Annotated in this window: 19 protein-coding genes and 1 tRNA gene; 6 read left to right on the plus strand and 14 right to left on the minus strand. The window is 50.2% G+C overall.

The genetic code is table 11. The features are described from left to right. The first annotated feature begins 20 nt into the window (after positions 1–20). Positions 21–311, plus strand: a complete 291-nt coding sequence (locus O3C58_07440) for a twin-arginine translocase TatA/TatE family subunit (GenBank protein ID MDA0691685.1) — start codon at positions 21–23, stop codon at positions 309–311. A 97-nt stretch (positions 312–408) separates the two neighbouring features. Then, entirely contained in the window at positions 409–789 is a 381-nt protein-coding gene (locus O3C58_07445) for a hypothetical protein (protein ID MDA0691686.1), read from the plus strand. On the opposite strand, the gene O3C58_07450 is transcribed toward O3C58_07445, so the two are convergent. Then, the gene (locus tag O3C58_07450; GenBank protein MDA0691687.1) at positions 786–1,211 is read right to left on the minus strand and encodes a hypothetical protein; all 426 of its coding nucleotides are present in this window, start codon (positions 1,209–1,211) and stop codon (positions 786–788) included. The two genes, O3C58_07445 and O3C58_07450, sit on opposite strands and share 4 nt — an antisense overlap. Before the next feature lie 24 nt (positions 1,212–1,235). Further along, entirely contained in the window at positions 1,236–2,045 is an 810-nt protein-coding gene (gene rlmB / locus O3C58_07455; protein ID MDA0691688.1) for a 23S rRNA (guanosine(2251)-2'-O)-methyltransferase RlmB, read from the minus strand. Positions 2,046–2,402: 357 nt separating this feature from the next. On the opposite strand from rlmB, the gene O3C58_07460 reads away from it, so the two are divergent. Then, entirely contained in the window at positions 2,403–3,941 is a 1,539-nt protein-coding gene (locus O3C58_07460) for a response regulator (GenBank protein ID MDA0691689.1), read from the plus strand. On the opposite strand, the gene dusB is transcribed toward O3C58_07460, so the two are convergent. The 4 genes from dusB to O3C58_07480 form a co-directional block, all read right to left on the minus strand. Then, complete coding sequence (gene dusB / locus O3C58_07465) at positions 3,932–5,008, minus strand: tRNA dihydrouridine synthase DusB (GenBank protein ID MDA0691690.1); 1,077 nt, start codon at positions 5,006–5,008, stop codon at positions 3,932–3,934. The genes O3C58_07460 and dusB overlap by 10 nt on opposite strands. A gap of 163 nt (positions 5,009–5,171) precedes the next feature. Then, complete coding sequence (locus tag O3C58_07470; protein MDA0691691.1) at positions 5,172–6,071, minus strand: RluA family pseudouridine synthase; 900 nt, start codon at positions 6,069–6,071, stop codon at positions 5,172–5,174. A gap of 67 nt (positions 6,072–6,138) precedes the next feature. Further along, a complete protein-coding gene (locus tag O3C58_07475) occupies positions 6,139–6,702 on the minus strand; it encodes a YqgE/AlgH family protein (GenBank protein MDA0691692.1) in 564 nt (187 codons plus the stop codon). Between the two features lie 76 nt (positions 6,703–6,778). Beyond that, the gene (locus O3C58_07480) at positions 6,779–7,399 is read right to left on the minus strand and encodes a hypothetical protein (GenBank protein ID MDA0691693.1); all 621 of its coding nucleotides are present in this window, start codon (positions 7,397–7,399) and stop codon (positions 6,779–6,781) included. 183 nt (positions 7,400–7,582) lie between these two features. Between O3C58_07480 and hisI the strand changes: the two genes are divergently transcribed. From hisI to O3C58_07495, 3 genes are all read left to right on the plus strand, one after another. Continuing rightward, positions 7,583–7,954 (plus strand): phosphoribosyl-AMP cyclohydrolase, encoded by a 372-nt coding sequence (gene hisI, locus O3C58_07485; GenBank protein ID MDA0691694.1) that lies wholly within the window; start codon positions 7,583–7,585, stop codon positions 7,952–7,954. A gap of 38 nt (positions 7,955–7,992) precedes the next feature. After that, positions 7,993–8,871, plus strand: a complete 879-nt coding sequence (gene hisG / locus O3C58_07490) for an ATP phosphoribosyltransferase (protein MDA0691695.1) — start codon at positions 7,993–7,995, stop codon at positions 8,869–8,871. Positions 8,872–9,004: 133 nt separating this feature from the next. Continuing rightward, positions 9,005–10,333: a hypothetical protein gene (locus tag O3C58_07495; GenBank protein MDA0691696.1), complete on the plus strand. Its 1,329-nt coding sequence runs from the start codon at positions 9,005–9,007 to the stop codon at positions 10,331–10,333. Between the two features lie 36 nt (positions 10,334–10,369). On the opposite strand, the gene O3C58_07500 is transcribed toward O3C58_07495, so the two are convergent. The 8 genes from O3C58_07500 to O3C58_07535 all read right to left on the minus strand — a co-directional run bounded on the left by O3C58_07500 (position 10,370) and on the right by O3C58_07535 (position 17,622). After that, positions 10,370–11,182 carry a menaquinone biosynthesis protein gene (locus O3C58_07500; GenBank protein ID MDA0691697.1) on the minus strand — a complete coding sequence of 271 codons (813 nt, stop codon included), beginning with the start codon at positions 11,180–11,182 and terminating at the stop codon, positions 10,370–10,372. Between the two features lie 130 nt (positions 11,183–11,312). After that, complete coding sequence (locus O3C58_07505) at positions 11,313–13,388, minus strand: sodium-translocating pyrophosphatase (protein ID MDA0691698.1); 2,076 nt, start codon at positions 13,386–13,388, stop codon at positions 11,313–11,315. Positions 13,389–13,405: 17 nt separating this feature from the next. Continuing rightward, positions 13,406–13,951, minus strand: coding sequence for an aminoacyl-tRNA hydrolase (gene pth, locus O3C58_07510; protein MDA0691699.1), 546 nt, complete (start codon positions 13,949–13,951; stop codon positions 13,406–13,408). Positions 13,952–13,969: 18 nt separating this feature from the next. Continuing rightward, positions 13,970–14,614: a 50S ribosomal protein L25 gene (locus O3C58_07515; GenBank protein MDA0691700.1), complete on the minus strand. Its 645-nt coding sequence runs from the start codon at positions 14,612–14,614 to the stop codon at positions 13,970–13,972. A gap of 16 nt (positions 14,615–14,630) precedes the next feature. Further along, on the minus strand, positions 14,631–15,584 hold the full coding sequence (locus O3C58_07520; protein MDA0691701.1) for a ribose-phosphate pyrophosphokinase: 954 nt from the start codon (positions 15,582–15,584) through the stop codon (positions 14,631–14,633). 24 nt (positions 15,585–15,608) lie between these two features. Beyond that, positions 15,609–15,679 (minus strand) — tRNA-Gln (locus O3C58_07525). A 201-nt stretch (positions 15,680–15,880) separates the two neighbouring features. After that, the gene (gene ispE / locus O3C58_07530) at positions 15,881–16,783 is read right to left on the minus strand and encodes a 4-(cytidine 5'-diphospho)-2-C-methyl-D-erythritol kinase (protein MDA0691702.1); all 903 of its coding nucleotides are present in this window, start codon (positions 16,781–16,783) and stop codon (positions 15,881–15,883) included. An 8-nt stretch (positions 16,784–16,791) separates the two neighbouring features. Then, on the minus strand, positions 16,792–17,622 hold the full coding sequence (locus tag O3C58_07535) for a DUF4292 domain-containing protein (protein MDA0691703.1): 831 nt from the start codon (positions 17,620–17,622) through the stop codon (positions 16,792–16,794). Positions 17,623–17,712: the final 90 nt, after the last annotated feature.

Raw genomic sequence — 17,712 nt, forward strand, 5'->3', positions numbered from 1 at the left:
TCATTTCATGGAGCGTTCCCATGTTCGACATAGGTTTTTTTGAGTTGATGATCATTATGGCCATTGCAGTGGTCGTGGTCGGCCCGAAAAATCTTCCAAAGTTAGCCAAGGCCATTGGCAAAGGCTGGGGAGAATTTCAGACCACATTCGGTAGCCTCAAGCAGGAAGTCATGGACGAGACAGAGGGCTTGAAACAAAGCATCAATATGGACGCCCTGGAGCAGGATGTGACCAGCGCCACCAAAGTCGATGTTGATGTCAACCTCGACCTTGACACAAAAGATTTCCAGGTCAACCGGGACAAGCTCTGAAAACTCTCAACCTGGCACGAACCGGTAGCCCGCATGCGAGAGGTTACTAACTCATGAACGACGCCGCAGTCGTTTCTATTGCGTCTGCCTTCAGCGCATGATCAGCTCCGTCTCCTTTCATCCATTTATATCTCATTTTCCCCCATCGTTGTTTGTGGCGGGCCTGGCTTTGTTATTCCTTGCCTGGAAAAAAGAACAACCGATATTCAAGGCGGCCGGGTCATTCAATTGGAGTCTGGGGTTGCTGGCGGTGGTTATGGCTGATTTTTCGGGAATGCTTTCCGCTGACCTGGGGTTGAAATCGACCGTCGAAATTGAAGGGCATCAAGGCTACGCCTTCCTGTTCACCGTCCTTTACGGCTTTTGTGTGGGCTATTCTTATACCAAACCCTTCTCCCGCACGGCTTTCATTTTATACGGTTCGGGCCTCCTGGCAATGGGGGCCTCGCTGTATTCCGGGTATCTTCTGGTTTTTTAGGGAATCCCTTTGAGGGTGGAGACACCAAAGCGATGCACCATCTCGCCGCCAAAATATCCGGTTGCCAGAACACTCACCAGTCCCAAACCCAGAAAGACATAATACCCGCCCCGCAACCAACCCCTGCCAAACCGGGAGATCAACAACGCCGCGAGAAAGAAGACCAACGTCGCAAACACGCTGAGGATATGGTTGCCCAGAAATGCTTCGAATTTTTTCGTGTCCTCTAAACCGAGCATCCCCAGAAAACCCACGCCCGTGACCGGAAGCGCACACCAGAACCCGAGGCGAACATTGAACCTGCCCGCCACCCGCACCGCTTCTTCTTTGCCCACCTTGCCATAGATTTCAAACAAAGCGCCACTGACCAGTAAACCGACGGGAAAGTGAACGATTAAGGGATGCAGTTTGGCAAAAAACATTCTGTTATCCGAAAATTAATTTCTTCATTTTCGGAGCTTGCTCTTTCTGCGATTCAACTCCGCCAGAATCACGCCTGTCGCGACAGATACATTAAGAGATTGCATGGCTCCCTGCCCCGGTATTTTTACCAGAAGATCGCAACGTTTTTTGACTTTTTCCGAGAGGCCATCCTTTTCGCTCCCCACAACCACCACACAGGGAAAAGTAATCTTTGCATCGTAGATAGAATGCTCGGCATCCATGTCCGCGCCCAGGACACAAACATCATTTTTTTTAAAATCCCGCAACGCCGAAGCCAGATCCGAACTTTGATGCACCGGAACCGTTTCCAGGGCGCCCTCAGCCATCCTGGCGGCAGACGACGTGACCAGAGCCTGATCTTCGTGGGAGCCTATGATCATTCCCGCCACGCCAAAAAAAGCGCAGGATCGTAAAATAGCGCCCAGATTGTGCGTGTCCCCCACCCGGTCCAGAGCCACTATCACACTGTTCGGCGGCAGGGAGTTGCGGATCAAACCATGCACCGGTTGCATGGTTTTGGGACGAACCACCATCACCGCACCCTCATGATGGGTGCTGGCCGCCACTTTATTCAAGGATTCCGTGTCAAGCTCCCGGTAGGGAAGCTTATGTTGTTGGCACCAGCGTTTCACAGCCGCCAGTCGTGGCGAACGCTCTTTGCTGAAAAATACCCGCCGGATATCGTCCGGCCGGTTTTCAAAGGCCGCGAGGCAGGCGTTCCAGCCATAAATCGTGAATTCCCGCTCGCGGGGCCGTCCAGGGCTGGTTTTCGGGGCGGGAGTTTCTTTTCTATTATCGGTTCGTTTTAGCAAAAAAAATTTTCCGGCCACGGAGTGATTCAAAACACCGCAACCTGTCTGGTCATATTCATCAATGGATCGTTCATCACATCCAACCGCTTGGACCGAAACTCAACCCATCTATTAATGGAACTTTTTTATAATAACAAAATAATCCCCCTAACTCCAATGGAATGGAAGTCGTCGGCTTACAGTTGCCTGCAAGTATTGCCATGAAATCCGCACAAATAAACGAAGCGAATGGGTGAAAATCCGCCAGTTTTGGTTCCCCGGTTTGACCGGACCAATAGAAAGCCCCCAATTCACAGAGCATTTCATAAGCCTGTAAGAGGTTTTCTGTTTGGCAAGTATTTTGCTTTATATTTTCATATGAAAATTTTAGTCGTCGATGATAGTTCCACATTTAGAAAAATAGCCTGCGAGGAATTGAAAAAAGGGGGCTTTGAAGTTTTGGAAGCCAAAGATGGTCTGGAGGCTTTGGATGTCATCCGTGCCATGCCCGTTGACATGGTGACTCTGGATGTCGAAATGCCAAACCTCAATGGCTACGAAACCTGCAAACAACTCCGTTCCGATGAGTTTTCCGCCCTCATCCCCAGAAAAGACGCCTCCGTACTGCCGGTCATATTTATTACCAGCAACGACACCTTGCAGGAACGGGAAAAAGGATTTCACGCCGGAGCCGGGGATTTTATCACCAAACCGTTTTTACCGGGAGAACTGCTGAGTTCTATCAATAGAATTCTCAAACCGGAAAACCGCTTTAAGGGCCTCAACGCGTTGGTCGTTGATGACAGTTCGACCACCCGTCATATTGTCAAGCAAAGCCTCCACAAACAGGGAATGACGGTTTTTGAAGCCGAAAATGGTCAGGAAGCTTTGGATCTTCTCGCTTCCAAATTAAATGAAATCGATATCATCATCACCGACTTTTTCATGCCGGTGATGGATGGGAAAGAATTGTGTCGGCAGGTGAGAACCCAATTGAACCAGAAAGAAATTCCCATCCTTTTCCTGAGCACACTTTCGGAACAATCCTACATACTGGAATTGTTCAAAGCCGGTGCCTCCGATTACCTGATCAAACCTTTTACGCAGGAAGAACTGCTGGCCCGAATGCAGGTTCATCTCAACAATCGCCTTCTGAACAAAGAGCTCACCGGCAAAGTTCTGGAGCTGAAAAGATTGAGCCAGATGAAGGACAAGTTTCTGGCCATCTGTTCCCATGATTTGCGCTCTCCCTTGAACAGTATTTTAGGCTTCACTCAACTATTGATGACCTCATCCTTGACGGATGAAGAAAAAAATGAGTCTCTGGACATCATCCAGTCTTCGGGCAATTTTTTGCTTTCACTGATCGACGATATTCTGGATTTGGGGCGCTTGCAATCCGCAACGGACGACCTGGAAATGGAACCGCTCTCGGTTCTCAGGGTCATTGAAACCTGCATACAGTCTTTCAATCAAATGTTTTCCATAAAAAACATCGACAGTCAGATAAAAAGCGAAATCTCCGCTGAGGTAAAAGTAGATGGCAATGAAAATGCACTGATTCGCGTTTTTAACAATCTATTGTCCAACGCCATCAAATTCACCCCCAAAGCCGGAAGCATCGAGGTATGGGTCGAGCTTTATGGAGAAAAGCAAGTCGCCCTGTCTATCATCGATTCGGGGATAGGCATCCCCCAGGAAAAAATCCCTTACCTTTTCGACATGTTTTCAAAAACCTCGCAATCAGGAACCGAAGGAGAAAAAGGCACCGGGCTAGGCTTATCTATAACGAAGCAAATTGTGGAAAAACATCAGGGAAAGATAGAAGTTGTCAGTGAGGAAGGCAAAGGCTCCACCTTTAAAATATTGCTCCCAACAATATCAAATGGAAACGGCCACTCAAAACCTCATCCATGACCACCCATCATGAAGGCTTCCGCTTCCTCAAACCGGGGGGGAGGGAGATGCGCGACGTTCTGGAAAAATGCGTCGGCGCAAGCCAGCACGTCCTGAACCGTGATCAATTCAAACATCGACCGCCTGAAAGCGGCGGCGCCGGGATAGCCAAAAGCCAGCCAGGTGCAAAACTTTCTCAGCAGAAGCAGGGTGATCCGGGTGTCGTAACACCTGCGCAGTTTTTCAAGGTACCTAAAAAGCAGTTCGTTTGCAGCTGAAGTCTTGCGGTCATAGCCTCCCTGGCATTCCAGAAAAATCCAGGGGTTGCGCAAAGCGCCACGACCGATCATCACCGCATCCACACCGGACTCTTCAAGGCACTGTCTGGCTCGTGCCGCATCGCGGATGTCGCCGTTACCGATAATCGGAATCTTCGCACGGGCTTTCACTTCCCGGATGAGATCCCAGTCGGCAAGGCCCGCATAGCCTTGCGTACGGGTTCTGCCATGAATCGCCACCCACTCACAGCCGGCATTATAAGCGGCTTGCGTGCATTCATGAATCGTCAGCTCCTCATCACTCCAGCCGGTACGCATCTTGACCGTTAACGGCAACTCAATGCCCCGTTTGATCTTGTAAAGAAATTCTTCCAGGTACCCGGGGTCGCGCATCAACGCCGCGCCACAGCCTTTTTTCACAACTTTTTTAACAGGACATCCCATATTGAGATCGACAAAATCCGCGCCCTCTTCCTGCACCACGCGCGCGGCTGTGATGATGTCCTCCGCCGACTCACCAAACAGTTGAATGCCCACCAGCGTTCCCGGATGCGGATGGATACGCATCATCTGTCGAGTTTTTCCCGAGTTATAAAGCAAGCCCTTTGCCGATACCAATTCGGAAATCAGGACACCCGCCCCATTTTCATCCATCAGTTCGCGAAACGCCACATCGGTGATGCCCGCCATCGGCGCAAGCCAGAACGGGCTTCTCGCTCGGCAGATCAAACCCGACAAACGGGTGGACTCAGCGTTGCCCTCTTCTTTTTTCAACATGGAAGGGTGTGTCATCACATTCTCAACTGGCATTAGGCCGTCTCTAAAAATTAGTTTTCACAGAAAATAGAATAATGTGCAAAAGTTTCTTATCAGTGGCACGGGCTTTCCAGCCCGTGCGGACAGGCAGGAAAGCCTGTCCTACTAAAACAAAAGACGCTTCTTTGAATTGGCGATTCGGTGCCATTGTTAATTTTTAGAAATGTCCATTATCAAAATACGAGTGAAAATGATCCGGGCAGGCGGCAGTCGCGTCTATCGAGAGATCAAAACATTTAAAGCGCATGCGGTGCGCGTGCAACGAAAACGGCAGATCCGTTGGCTTTCCATTCCCATAAATCTCATCGTTCACGATAGGAAGCCCCCGGCTTGCGAGATGAACTCGAATCTGATTGGTGCGCCCGGACAGCGGAAGAACTTTCAATAACGACCGTCCCTGAAAAGAACGAACCCACTCAACCTCTGTTTCCGCCGGTTTGGAGCCTGCCAAAGTTTCCCCCACCCCGCGTTTGGAACCATCCAGTCTGCCGATAGGAGCGTCGATCGTAAATTTTTTTTGTGCGGGAATGCCTTCAACGATGGCCATATATTCTTTCAACACCGTCTTGCCCTTAAACTCGTGCATCAGAAATCCCGCCGCTTGCCGCGTGCGGGCAAAGACGATCACGCCGGTGGTTCCAACATCCAGGCGCTGTACCGGGCGAGGGGTTTCTTCTGGATACACTTCCTTGAGAAGCTCGGTCATGCTGTTTTTAAAATATCGACCGCTCGGATGCACCGGGATGGGCGCGGCCTTATTGAATATCCTCAGATGCCTGTCTAAGTACAGGACTTCCAGATTACGGTTGGCCGCAGGCTCGGTGCGCATTCCGGCACGGGTAATAATTTGATCCTGTTCGCGGAGCACAGCTCCAGGCAGTACCGTCTTGCCATTGACCGTGATCTTGCCCGCACGGATTTCTGCGATCCATTGTTGTTCGGTCTGGTAACTGAAACGGGAAACAAAATATTTTTCTACGGGGTAGCCATCATATTTGGCGGGAACATGGGACGTGTATATTTGTTCCGACGGAGGAAATGTGTGTAGTCGAGTCATTGAAAAAGAAAAGGTTCGGTGAAAAGAGTTTTGCTTAACCTGAGCATGAAGCCCTTTCGGACCACTATCAATTCCACTGCGGGTTCACAGGCGCATGGATCAGGTACTCGTATTCCTTCCCCAAAGACTTCACAGCACCCGGCCAGATCCGGTCCAGATTATTTTCAAACACAAAATGCTCCGTGGCCTCGCAAGTCAGCCAACTGCGTTGTTCCATCTCACCTGCCAGCTGCCCCGCCGCCCAGCCGGAATAACCCAGGAAAAAACGGATATTCTCTTCCGGGTTCGTAATGCGATTAAGAATATTTTCTAAAAAATTCCAGTCCATTCCCAAGTGGACTCCCTGGCAAATTTGATCCAGTTCGGGGATGGGTTCCTCGGACCGGCAAATATAAAACATCTGCGACTGAGAAACGGGTCCGCCAATATAGACCCGTCCCTTATAGGAACTGAGCAAATCCATACGGGAGAATATCTCAGCCGGGTCTAACTCTGCCGCCTTATTGACCACCAGGCCGAAAGACCCATGCTCGTCGTGATTGCAAAGCAAGACCACCGTTCTGGAAAAATTGGGGTCCGGTAATACCGGGTTGGCAATCAAAAAATATCCCTTGCCGTAGTCGTCATTCATACCGATTCACCCTGAAATGCGCGGGCCAGCAACCTGCCCTTAAAGTTTCTTGACCGTTCATGTGCAAGAACACATGCTACAGGTTCAAGGACTGCAACTTTTTAAAATTAGGCGCGTGCCGGGCCTCATCATTCGCTTCCGCTGAGGTGAAGTTATTGTCGAAATAAGCCGCCACCAGATTGGGAAACGCCTTGGAGTGAGCCAGCGCCAGAAGGCCTTTATCAGCGATTTCATTTTGCGCCAGATCCATTTCCTCGATCTTTGCCAACTTGTTCTCCTCGGCCAAAACAACAGCGCCTTCATCCTTCAGAAAATTGCGGTACAAATTGAGGGTTTTGACCTTGCCAAGCACTTTGGAGTTGACCAGAGCCTTGATGCCTCTCGCCCCAATGTCATTGCCCCCAAGCTCCAACCAGGTGACCTTGGAAAACAAGGACGCCTCCGCCAGAAGCTTCACCCCCTCGTCGCCAATGCGGTTGCCGCCAAGGTTCAAGCGCTTGACCTGTGCTACCCGGTCATCCATGGTGATTACGCTCATGCCCTGACTGCCAACGCAATACCCCTTCAGGTTCAGCTCTTTTCCATCTTTGGAAAGGCATTCGACCACGATTCGGTCCATCGTTTCACGCAACTGCTCCCCGGTAAGGTTGCAAGGCTCTGCGGGCTTGTAAATATCAAAATGGGATATTGAAGGCATAAATCCTCCCTGGAAAGCAAATAAGGGGTTCCTCTACAGCGAACCCCCTGGTATCAATTAATTAAGGCCAAAAAAAATTATCGGCCCAAATGGTTTTCCTATACTATAGGCGGTATCAGGCTATTATAAGGTTGACAGAAAATCAATTATAATTTAAATTTCCCAGTTTCACCAGGAGCAATCATGAAGTTGGATTTTGACAAAATGGGGGGGTTGGTCCCCGCAATCATTCAGGATGCCGAAACCGGGCAAGTGCTGATGCTCGCCTACATGAACCCCGTTGCCTGGGAAAAAACCCTGGAGACCGGAAAAGCCTGGTTTTATAGCCGGTCCCGCGACAAGCAATGGATGAAGGGCGAAGAAAGCGGAAATGTCCAAATCGTCAAGGAAGTATTTGTAGACTGCGATGACGACACCGTTCTCCTGAAAGTAGAACAAGTGGGCAAGGCCGCCTGCCACAAGGGGTACACGAGCTGTTTTTTCAGGAAAATTGACGGCGAAGTCCAGGTGGTCGAAGAACGAGTCTTTGACCCTGAAAAAGTTTACAAAAAATAATCATAACTCAACTGCAAACCAGAAAAGAGTCGACCCCCATGAGCGGCAAAGTGTTAAAGCTGGGAATACCCAAAGGAAGCCTGGAAGAAGCCACCGTCAAGCTGTTTGCGAAAGCGGGCTATAATATCACAATCTCAAGCCGGTCCTATTTCCCCAGCATCGATGACGACGAAATCGAATGCATGCTGATCAGGGCCCAGGAAATTGCCCGCTATGTGGCCGATGGGGTTCTGGATGCTGGGCTCACAGGTAAAGACTGGGTCATGGAAAACCGCGCCGATGTGGTCGAAATCGCCGATCTGATCTATTCCAAACAATCCTCAAAGCCGGTTCGATGGGTGCTCGCGGTTCCAAACGACTCTGACATTCACTCGGTCAAAGATCTGCAGGGCAAACGCATCGCCACGGAGGCGGTCAACATGACCGTCGATTACCTAACAAAACACGGGGTCACGGCGCACGTTGAATTCTCCTGGGGAGCCACGGAAGTCAAACCGCCAAAGCTGGTGGACGCCATCGTCGAAATCACCGAAACCGGAAGTTCTCTCAGGGCCAATAACCTGAGGATCGTGGACACTCTCATGGAGTCCACCACCAAATTCATCATGAATAAGGATTCCCATCAGGATGAATGGAAACAGGACAAGGTCAACCGGCTGGTTCTCATGCTTAAAAGCGCCATGGCGGCCAATGGGCAGGTTGGGCTGATGATGAATGTCCCAAAATCCCAACTGGATGCGGTTATGAAAATTTTACCGCAAGGAAAAAAGCCGACGATCGCGGAATTGACCGATAAAGACTGGGTGGACCTGAGTATTATTATTGAAGAAAAGATGGTGCGTGAAATCGCTCCCGACTTGAAACGGGCCGGCGCCGAAGATATCGTTGAATACCCTCTCAATAAAATTATTCACTGACCAGAGGGCTGAAACCACCCGAACCCAATCCATCGGAACATTCGGCGTGCTGTTTCTCTGTATGTTTAATCCCGCTTGATTTATCGACAACGGACCGCTTTGATTCGGCCTGCCATACCACTGTGATATTGATATGACGAACAAAAGAAAAAAATCCAAATCAAACGCCAAGCCAGCCGACCCTAAAAAAGACTCCCAACAGCAGGAACAAGAGAAACCCGGTTTGGAAGAAGTAACCGACCTGGAAAAATCCCCTGAACCTGCGGAAACTGCCGAAGAACAGGCCCAGCTAGCGAAAGAATCGCAACCGGACGATAGTGAAAAGAGCCCTGCCCAGGAAGAAACACCCGAAACGAGCCAGGAAGAAGCATCACCTGAAATAGCCGCTCCACCCGCTGAGATAGAAAAGACTCTCGATGAAAAGGAATCTGATGCCCAAAAAGTCGGAGCATCGATTTCTTATCAGAAAGAGACCTATGGGGGAGAGACCGACGAAGAGTTGCAAACCACCAGCGCATCGAAGGCTTCCGAAGCAATCAAGGACGATATAGAACCTGTTGGCACCGAAGAAGAGAAGCCCCTGGAGCAGAAAAAATCCGCTTTCCGTTTTGTCGGCCTTATATTATTCCTGCTACTCGCAGGCACCGCAGTTGCTATATTTAATCTGACCCAACAAGAGAAACAACCTTCCAGCCGCCCAACAACTGCGACGACACCCAGTAAAATACCGACTCCACCTGCCGCTCCTGTAGAGATCGCTGAAGCTCCAGAGCCTCCTCCTGCTGAAGATGCAAAAACACCGGAAAAAGACATCAGTGAGCCCGCTTCTGAACCTGCTGAGGGCGAAGCACCGGAAGAAAATCATGTCAGTGGCGCTACGGATGACACTGAAGAGGAAGCTCCTGCGAACCACGTCAGCGGAACCGGGGAGCCAAAAGAAGAAGAAACAACCGGCGAACATATCAGCGGAGCCGGCGCTGAAACCGAAATGGCCGCAGAAGTTGACGATTCCAAAATCGCCCAGGCTCCTGCGAAAGAAGCGGAAGCCGATCATGAGGAAGAAGCTGCTCAGGAGGAGCCCGTCGAACCCCCTGTAGAGGAAGAGACCGCTCATGAGAAGGAGGCCGCTGAGGATGAACCTGCCGAAACTCATGCTGAAGAAACACCTGAAGCGGAAGTCGCCCATGCCCCGGCAGAAGAACCTGAAGACGTTCATGAGGAAGAACCCGTGCATGAAGCTCCTGCGGAGCCTGCCGAAGAGGAAATGACTGAAGAAGCACCCGTTGAAGTCGCTGAAGTGGTAGAACCGGCTCAAGAGGAACACAAAGCCCCCAAAGCGAAGCGGTCGGAGGCGGTTCAGAAATATCTGAATTTCATCGAGACCTCTGCCGAGACAATTTGGGAATTCATCAAGTCAGCAGTCAGAAAATCCGGCGACACCCTGAAAGATGTGCTGGGTTAAGAACAGGCCTGCAATACCAGCATCGTTTCCCGATGTTCAATCCCCAACAAACTGGCATCGGTATTTCTCAGCGATCAAACCCTGCTCGTAACACAATTGCTGAAAAAGCGTCATCCCTTCCAGTTCCTCTTGCCCTAAATCATAAATGATTTTATTCCGCAGATAGTCTTCGCATATTGCTGAATCCAAACCCTTGGACCCGGCGAAATTGCTCGCAATGAATGCCAGATTTAAGAGTCCCTCCCGCCTTGCGGACTGGATGGCGTCGCAAATATTCTTCCCCAAAGTCACCCCTTCCCGAACCGCAAGAACGGCGTGAACAAATGTTTTTCCCGTCTTTTGGAACCATTCTTCACTGAGATCATAGATTTCGATTCCATTTGGCAGGGTCGGCAGAGAAAAATTCTGGTCACCGATGATAAGCGCCGCATCGTGAGTCTTGAGCATAGCCGCCGGATCTGGAGGCGAGGGATCAAACGCAATCTCAGGGCTGAATCTTTTTGCAAATAATATTTTAAGAAGCGCCACCGAGGTCCGGGAACGCTCGTCCAAAGCCAGGGACTTGATATCCTCAACAGGAACTTTTGAAATTAATAAAACCGTCGCCACTCGATTTCGCGATGCAATACAGACACCCGCCAGGCGGTAACGGTCCGCCTCCTTCAGGTATTCGACCGTTGGGATCATGGCCAGATCCAAACTTCCAGCTTTCAGCATTTCCGCCAGTTGGGAGGGAACATCGATCACCATTTCCAGGCCGGTTTCTTCCGCAATGTTGAGCAGGGGTACGAGTAGCGGCTGGGCATTGAGAAATTCATGCAACCCGAAACGCAGGATTTTTTGGGACATGACAGAACCTTAAAGCGGCGGAAACAACCTGGGGCTGGCTTGCAAGGATATCCCGCACATGGAATTCAGTAGAAAATAAAAAAGGGATGGGGGCTTACCCCATCCCTTTTTAAATGAAACTCTAAAACTATCAGAGAAACAATGGAGCCATCACCAAAGAAATGATGGACATCAGTTTGATGAGAATGTTCATCGCAGGGCCAGAGGTATCCTTGAGAGGGTCACCAACCGTGTCACCCACGACCGTGGCATGATGCGCCGGAGAACCTTTGCCGCCAAGGTTGCCCGCTTCGACATACTTTTTGGCATTGTCCCAGGCGCCGCCGCCGTTGGACATAAACAGCGCCAGCAAAACTCCCGTAAGTGTGGAGCCCACCAGCATGCCGCCCAGCGCTTCTGCGCCAAATATAGAACCAATCAACAGAGGCATCATGAAGGCCACCACACCCGGAGCGATCATTTCTTTCAACGCCGCCTGGGTGCTGATATCAATACAACGGGCACTGTCCGGTTTTCCGGTGCCTTCCATGAGTCCAGGAATTTCCCGAAACTGGCGGCGAATTTCTTCCACCATTTCCATGGCCGCCTTGCCGACAGAGGTCATGGTGAGAGCCGCTACATAAAAGGGAATCACCCCACCTATCAGCACGCCTATAATAACCGTGGTCTTGGTGATATCGATGGATTCAATCCCTGCCGCCTGGGTGAAGGCGGAAAACAACGCCAGCGCAGTCAAGGCCGCAGAGCCGATCGCGAAGCCCTTGCCGATTGCCGCAGTGGTGTTCCCCACTTGATCCAGACCGTCGGTGATCTTGCGGGTTTCTTCTCCCAGACCGGCCATCTCAGATATGCCGCCGGCATTATCGGCGATGGGGCCATAAGCGTCCACCGACATGGTGATGCCGACCGTGGCCAGCATGCCGACCGCAGCCAGTGCCACGCCATACAACCCGGCAAATTCCGCTCCGAAGAAAATAGCGGCGGAAATGATGAGAACAGGAAGCACGGTGCTTTCCATAGCTATCGCCAGTCCTGTGATCATGACCGTGGCGACACCTGTCGCGCTGGATTCAGCGATTTTCGTGACCGGTGAACCCGCTGTGTAATATTCCGTAATCAAACCGATTCCGATTCCTGCAATACATCCGAACAACAGCGCAACAAAAACTCCAGAGGGAAGGCCCATGATTTTGACAACAAAGAAAGCCACAAACAACATGGCGCCAGCGCTGATGAAGGTGCAGTTTCTAAGAGCCGTTGCCGGGTCCTGATCTTCCAGGTTGTTCATGGCCCGAATTCCCACAATGGAGGCGATCAAACCGACCATGGCAACGATCACCGGGAGCGCCATATACTCAAACCGCATGGTGGACATACCCGCCGCAATCGCGATGGTAGCGATCATGGAGCCGACATAAGACTCGAAAATATCTGCGCCCAAACCTGCGGTATCTCCCACGCAGTCGCCGACATTATCGGCGATGACACCGGGGTTTCTTGGATCGTCTTCCGGAATTCCCGCTTCTACCTTACCAACCAAATCGGAGCCTACATCTGCGGTTTTGGTGTAAATACCGCCACCCACACGGGCGAACAGGGCAATGGAGCTTGCGCCCATTGCAAATCCGCTGATGACACTCACCGAATCTCCACGCGCAAATAACAGAAACAATCCACCCACACCCACCAGGCCCAAGCTGGCAACACACAAGCCCATCACCGCTCCGCCATTGAAAGCAATATTCAAGGCTTTTGCCTGACCGCCATCGTTGGCGGCCTGCGAGGTGCGAACATTAGCGGTGGTCGCCGCGTTCATGCCAAAAAAACCTGCCAGCATCGAGCACCCGGCTCCAGCCGCATAGGCGACGCCGGTCCAGAAACCAATCCAGATGCCTTTTTGGGTGGAAATAATGATGATGAGAAGAAAAAATACAACGCCAACGAAATAACCTAAAATTTTATATTCTCGAGCAAGAAATACCATCGCCCCCTCATGAATGGCATCGGCGATTTCCGTCATTTTTTCGTTGCCCGCAGGTTGATCGTCCAGATTTTCAAATATTTTCCAGGCGATAACCAGACCAAAAAGTCCAAATACAACCCCCAGATAGGCAAAGTTTGGCGATGCGTCAAAGGTGGCCATTAACAAATAGATCACCATGGAAATGCTGACGAATATCAGCTCTCCTGTGTATTCCTTTAACATTCCGATTATCCCTCCGTTTATAGTGTTCTGTTGCTCAATTCCGAAAGCATGGATTCAATCAGCCCCATTGCCTGTTCAATCACATCATTAAATTGCTGGATCTCTTCCTCCTCAAAGGAAGATAAAACATAATCAACGATATCATCCTGATGCTCCGGTCTGCCGACCCCTATCCGCACACGGTGAAATTCTTTCGTGCGCAAGGTTTCGGCAATCGAGCGCAAACCCCGTTGGCCGCCATCTCCGCCCTTGCTCTTGGTTTTAACCTTGCCAAGCGGCAGATCAATATCGTCATGAACGACGATGACCCGGTCCGGGGTTATATTTAACGCGGAAAGAATGGCTTTCGCCGATTTTCCACTCTCGTTCATGTAAGTCATGGGTTTCGCCACCATGACCCGCACACCGCAAACTTCCCCTTCCCCATACTGACAACGATACTTGTGATGGGTCAATGGAATCCGATGCTTATCCGCCAGATTGTCAACGACAATAAACCCGGCGTTATGGCGCGTCAGCTCATAACGGGGTCCGGGATTGCCGAGGCCCAAAATAAGAAACACGGCGGGGATATCAATCCTTTATTTGGCGGCCGCTGGTTTTTCTTGCTTCGCCGCCGGAGACGCCGCACCCTCAGCTCCTTCAACTTCCCCAGTAGCTTTTTCTTTCACCTTCTCGACATAAACGCTGACGACGGCATTGCCGGGATCACCCATAATTTCCAGTTTATCGGAAAGTTTCAGATCGCTGACGTGAACCACTTCTCCCAATTTAACGTCCGGCATATTGATCTCAATCACGTCGGGGATATCTCCTGGCAGACATTCCACTTCGATTTCCTTGATAGCGTGATTGACCATTCCGCCCTGTTTTTCGCCAGGGGAATGACCCACCAGTTTGACGGGAACAAGAACTCGCGTCTTTTTGTGCATGTCTATTTCAAGAAAATCGACATGCAGCCAGTCCGTTTGCAACGGATGTCTTTGATAGTCCTTCACAATGACCTGACGCTGTTGCGTGCTGTCGCCCTCGATGGTCAAAGCGATCAGCACGTTATGGCCATGCTTTTCCATGACTTTACCAAGTTCTTTCTGGTTCACTTTAAGGGAAACGTTGTCCTTCAAACCATAAAGAACGGCGGGAAGAGATGCCTCTCGCCGGATCTTGCGGGCGTCAGATTTACTACCCTGCACTCTAATTTGTCCATTTAATGTTGCTGAGGCCATGATGCCAAACTCCCAATCAATCGAATAATGAACTTACCGATGTCTCACGGTGAATTCTGATAATAGCCTCCCCCAGAAGAGGGGCGACGGATAAAATTTTTACTTTTGAATTATTTTTTAATGCCTCGGGCAAAGGGATCGAATTTGTGGTAACAATGCTTTTAATGGGCGACCCGCCGATTCTCTCCGCTGCCGGCCCGGAAAACACCGGATGCGAGCAACAGGCATGGACCTCTTTAGCGCCTTTTCCCAGCAAGGCGTTGGTCGCTTCCATCAACGTCCCGGCGGTATCGATCATATCATCCACGATAAACGCCACTTTGCCCTTAACGTCACCGATAATATTCATCGCTTTTGCCTCGTTGGCCACTTCCCGGCGCTTGTCGATAATCGCCAGCGAGGTATCCAGCCGCTTGGCAAACGCTCGCGCCCGTTCCACCCCTCCGGCATCGGGAGAAATAACGATTAAATTCTCCAGATTGAGCCCCCTAATATATTTGACCATCACGTTCATGGCAAATAAATCATCCACAGGGACATTAAAAAATCCCTGGATTTGCCCCGCATGCAAATCGACGGTCAGCACCCGGTCGGTTCCTGCCGCCTCTAACATTTTTGCTACCAGCTTGGCTGTGATGGGCACTCTTGGCTCGACTTTTCGATCTTGCCTTGCATACCCGTAATAGGGAATCACGGCCGTGATTCGCTTGGCGGATGAGCGCCTGAGCGCATCTATCATGATGAGCATTTCCATCAGATTGGTATTTCCGGGATTACAGGTCGATTGAATCACAAAAACGTCTCCACCCCGGACGTTTTCGTCGATTTTCACAAAAATCTCATTATCCGCAAAATCGCGGGTCATGCAGCGCCCCAGAGGAACATCCATATACCCGCATATATCTTTCGCCAACTCCGGGTTAGACCTGCCGGAAAAGACCAAAACCTTGCCGTTGCCATTATCACTCATACGATTTCACACTCAAGAAATGAACTGGGGCGGGAGGATTCGAACCTCCGTTGCAGGAATCAAAATCCTGTGACTAGCCTCTTGTCGACGCCCCAAAAATCACCTTACCCCAATTATTATAATGCCTTACTCTGCCCACTCACTGCCAACTCTTTCCTGACTCTGGGAGAAAAGTCCTGTCCAGATGAAACCTAGGTTGATTGAATACTGAAATGAAGCGGAAACTGAATATCGGGGAGGGGTTTAGATTATCACGATAAGATCAAACTCAATTTATTAACAGGGTCTTCCTTACCTTACCTTAAGGCGTAACTCAACATCTCCTGCGGCCAAAACTCGGAAAAACTCGACACGGTTTCCGTAAGAAATACTTCCCCGCTCCCTTTGTTTACTTTGGCGTATGCGTTTTTTGCGCGATCAGGGTTATCAAAAATAGCAAAGACTGTTGAGCCACTTCCAGACAAAAGACTACCGTTGGCCCCCAAATCAGACAGGCCTTCCTTGAGCGCCAGAATCTCAGGGTACCTTTTAAAAACAACGGGTTCCAAGTCGTTCCCCAAACACTTCCCCAAACAGGCAACCTGTGATTCCAATAAAAATTTTTTTAAGATGCTAATATTATTTGTCCGCTTTGTCAACTTCAAATTTAGGTTCTGGTAAACCCAGGATGTGGCAATGGAAATCCCTGGGTTAACGAGTAAAACATGAAATTTAGCAGTGGTTTGGAGGGGTGACACCTCGTCGCCGCGACCCTTTCCAAACGCACAGGGAGCGGTAAGGAAGAAGGGGACGTCCGCGCCGAGTTTTCGGGCCAGAGGCACCAGATCCTCCCGGCCCAATTTCATATCCCAAAGCACGTTCAACCCCATGAGAACCCCCGCCGCATTGCCGCTGCCTCCGCCCAACCCTGCACCGGAAGGAATATTTTTTTTTAAGCTTATTCGTACGCCACGGCTTTTTTCCGGATAGGCGTTCTTAAGAAACTGCGCCGCCCGCACCACCAGATTGGTGTGGTCCTTTGGGATGCCCGGCTCATCACATTCTAACTCGATTCCCGAGGGAAGGGTTTCAAGGTCAATATGGTCGTACAGGGAAACCATCTGCAACACGGTTTCAAGCTCGTGATACCCGTCTTCCCGTTTATGGTGAATGTGAAGCGCCAGATTAATTTTCGCGGGGGTTTTAAAGGACAGTTTCATGCAATCTGCTAATTTTGCGACAAGGAAACATTATTACTGACAGGAGAAAGTTGAAAAGTATCGTCCGAAATTCCGGCATTAATGACCGGGTCATTATAGACAAGAGTCAAGCGCTCACCCTTGGAAGGAAACTCGATAATGATTTGATGAGGAAAATCGCGGCCCTGAACTTCACGATAGTCCTGCCACTTTACACGAATGGTTTTTCCATTTATCAAGGTACGGGTAATTTGGTTGGGGAAAAGCGTGTACGCATCGATTTCAATTTCCATGCGGCTTTTATCCACCGGGTCCACCCCCGTCAAAAAATAGACGGTTCCCTCTTTGCTCAGGGCGCCGCTCGTCATTTCCAGAAATTCGAGCCGGGGAATATTTCCGTAAAACACGCTGATGTATTCTCCCAACGCAATATCCATTCCGAGAGTCTGCAGCAGCGCTTCCCGAACCTCCTTGCCCAGAAGAATCTGTTTGCGACGCAGATCATATAGGATCGAACGATGGCCTTCCACGTTCCTGCCATTGAAAATATAAACTCCCAGCGGCTGGCCCAGCACACTCAGCGTCTCGATGCGGAGCGAATCAGCCTCGCGGACGACCAGGGCCTGGCGAAAAGACCGCTTTTTGTCCTTTATCTCAATGGTGGTGTAAATAAAAGATTTCAGGTCGGTCAACCCGCTTTGCCTGAAAACCAATCGCTTTAGCAGGTCATCGAGAGAGATGGTCTCCTGATTCAAATGGGATGTGGGTGTCATCCCGGACTGACAGGAGGTGAGGAGACAAGCTCCAATCAGGAGCCAACCGATCACCGAGAGACGGCTTGATAATAAACGGAACTGCATGCAGTTTCTTTCGGGCAGGAAGTTAAGGGTATCTCTAAAAATTGACTAAATGCTCCTAATCGTCAACTTAAGGAGATGGCTTTGTTTTAG

Source organism: Nitrospinota bacterium (genome assembly GCA_027619975.1).
Lineage (GTDB): Bacteria > Nitrospinota > Nitrospinia > Nitrospinales > VA-1 > JADFGI01.